3 protein-coding genes and 1 pseudogene are annotated in these 2,715 nt (G+C 47.1%); 3 read left to right on the plus strand and 1 reads right to left on the minus strand.

Features of this window, described 5'->3' with window-relative positions; translation table 11 throughout:
- Together eno and ftsB are read left to right on the plus strand one after the other, a co-directional pair.
- Positions 1 to 476, plus strand: a pseudogene (gene eno / locus B7X71_RS14870) (phosphopyruvate hydratase); the annotation flags it as partial.
- A 21-nt stretch (positions 477 to 497) separates the two neighbouring features.
- Positions 498 to 824 carry a cell division protein FtsB gene (ftsB, locus tag B7X71_RS14875; RefSeq protein ID WP_215303645.1) on the plus strand — a complete coding sequence of 109 codons (327 nt, stop codon included), beginning with the start codon at positions 498 to 500 and terminating at the stop codon, positions 822 to 824.
- A 9-nt stretch (positions 825 to 833) separates the two neighbouring features.
- Here ftsB and B7X71_RS14880 read toward each other — a convergent pair whose 3' ends face one another.
- Positions 834 to 1,799: an Hsp33 family molecular chaperone HslO gene (locus B7X71_RS14880; RefSeq protein ID WP_293601237.1), complete on the minus strand. Its 966-nt coding sequence runs from the start codon at positions 1,797 to 1,799 to the stop codon at positions 834 to 836.
- 67 nt (positions 1,800 to 1,866) lie between these two features.
- Between B7X71_RS14880 and gltX the strand changes: the two genes are divergently transcribed.
- Positions 1,867 to 2,715 (plus strand): glutamate--tRNA ligase (gene gltX / locus B7X71_RS14885; protein WP_293601239.1); only part of this gene is annotated, 849 nt, incomplete at its 3' end.

The raw sequence follows: 2,715 nt of genomic DNA on the forward strand, positions 1-2,715 counted from the left end.
ACCTCGGCAACCTTGCCGATCAATTCCCAATCGTGTCGATTGAGGATGGTATGCATGAGAGTGACTGGGATGGATGGGCTGACATCACTCAAAAATTGGGTAAGAAAATCCAATTAGTTGGGGATGATCTCTTTGTTACCAACACGCGCATTCTTAGAGAGGGCATTGAGAAGGGTATTGCCAACTCCATCCTCATTAAGATTAATCAAATTGGTACATTGACTGAGACCTTTGCTGCAATTGAAATGGCTAAGCGTGCTAATTACACTGCAGTGATTTCTCATCGCTCCGGTGAAACAGAAGACAGCACAATTGCTGATATTGCTGTTGGTACCAATGCTGGCCAGATCAAGACTGGTTCTTTGTCTCGATCTGATCGTATTGCTAAGTACAACCAGTTATTGCGTATTGAAGAAGACTTGGGTGATGTTGCAAGCTACCCAGGAAAATCGGTTTTCTACAATCTCAAGCACTGATCATTGGCTAGCTTTTAGTCTATGCGTATCGCCATCTACTCAATGCTGTTATTGCTGATTGCAATACAGTACCCACTCTGGTTGGGGAAGGGTGGATGGCTCAAGGTTTACGAAATGGAGAGGCAACTCGATTTGCAGAGGGCTAAGAATAGCCTACTCAGCTTGCGCAATGCCAAACTCACTGGTGATGTTAAGGATTTAAAAGAGGGCACTCGGGCAATTGAAGAGCGTGCTCGCGTTGAACATGGCATGATCAAGGAAGGCGAGTTTTTTGTACAAATTTTGCCAACTGAAAAACCCACTACAAATGATGCGGATGGCGTAAAGCCTACAAGTGCTAAACGCTAGTCCTGCATCCTAATGTCCGCTTGATGGCGGTCTTGTTGCGTCTGCTAATAAATCTGTCTTAAAAACTTGTCTGCAATCTACGGCGTCAAAGCGATAGGCTTTAGAGCAAAAATCACACTCGGTCTCTACAGCACCTTGCTCTGCAAGAATGCTTTCAACTTCCTCTTCGCCCAGCATTCTGAGGACATCAGCCACCTTGGCCCGAGAACAACGGCAACCAAAGCGAACAGGGCGAACTGGGAAACTGCGAACACCACTTTCTGTAGACTCTTCTAAAAAGAGACGGCGTAAGATAGTTTCGGGTGAAAGAGTTAGCAATTCTTCATTAGTGATGGTCTCACCAAGAGTCTGAATTCTGGTCCAACCTTCAGCGGCAAGTTGGGGGTCTAGGTGGGCATGACCTCCGGAGTCGGGCAAGCGCTGCAAAAGTAATCCACCGACATGGGTGTCGTTTGAAGCCAACCAAATACGGGTGTCTAGCTGCTCTGAGTTTTGCATGTACAAAGCGATGGCTTCAGCAGCGCTCGTAACAGGCTTAATAACGGTGCCACGATGTTCCTGGAGTGCCACAATGCCTTGATAGGGAGCTTGACCAGGTTGGCGATCAGAAGGGTCAAGAGTAATCACCAGGCGCCCAGTATTGTCAGCATCCAGCAATTCACCTAGTGTGGCGTTGGGCTCAATACTATCTGCCTCTACGGAGAGCTTTACCGTAGCGCGAATAGTCAGATCAGACTTACATTCAACCACGAGAAGCTGAATTGGACCTTTACTCTGAGCTTGAATAATCAAGGTCCCATCAAATTTAAGGCTGGCGCTTAAGAGGGTTGCTGCACCCACGAAGTCACCTAGCATTCGTCTAATAACAGGCGGATCATTCCGACGCTCCAAAACAGCCTGCCAGGCACTGCTTATGGAAACAATTTCCCCGCGGACTGGGGCGCCATCGCACATAAATACAAGTAACTCGTTCATAGGTGAAAGTATCCACTTTTTTCAGAATTGAGTCCTAAATGGCAAATTTATAGGCTGACCTGAGATAATGTCATTTATGCAAATACGTACACGATTCGCCCCTAGTCCAACGGGCTTTATTCACTTGGGCAACCTCCGCAGTGCTTTGTATCCGTGGGCTTTTGCACGCCACAACAAAGGCAACTTTATTTTACGCATTGAGGATACGGATTTAGAGCGCTCCACACAGGAGGCAGTCGATGTCATTATCGAAGGTATGGCGTGGCTTGGCCTGGATCTAGATGAGGGTCCGATTTATCAAATGCAGCGCATTGATCGTTATCGTGAAGTTGTTAAGCAGATGTTAGAGGCTGGGCTTGCCTATCCTTGCTATATGAGCGAAGAAGAGCTCAATAAACTACGCGATCAACAGATGGCTAATAAAGAAAAGCCTCGCTATAACGGTCAATGGCGCCCGGAGCCAGGAAAAATCCTGCCAGCAATACCCGAAGGTATTTTGCCGGTGATTCGCTTTAAGAATCCTATAGGTGGATCCGTTATCTGGGAGGATGCTGTCAAAGGCAAGATCGAAATTAGCAACGATGAGTTAGATGATCTAGTGATAGCCCGACCAGACGGGACGCCGACCTATAACTTCTGCGTTGTTGTAGACGATCTCGATATGAATATCACTCACGTAATTCGTGGTGATGATCACGTCAACAACACACCGCGCCAAATTAATATCATGAAGGCGCTGGGCGGAACGCCGCCAGTATATGCCCATTTGCCGACAGTTCTCAATGACTCTGGTGAAAAAATGAGTAAGCGTAATGGCGCTATGAGTGTGCGTGATTACCAAAAAGCAGGGTATTTGCCTGAAGCCATTCTGAATTACCTCGCAAGGTTAGGGTGGTCTCATGGTGATGCGGAGATC

The sequence above is a fragment of the Polynucleobacter sp. 39-46-10 genome, assembly GCF_002282275.1.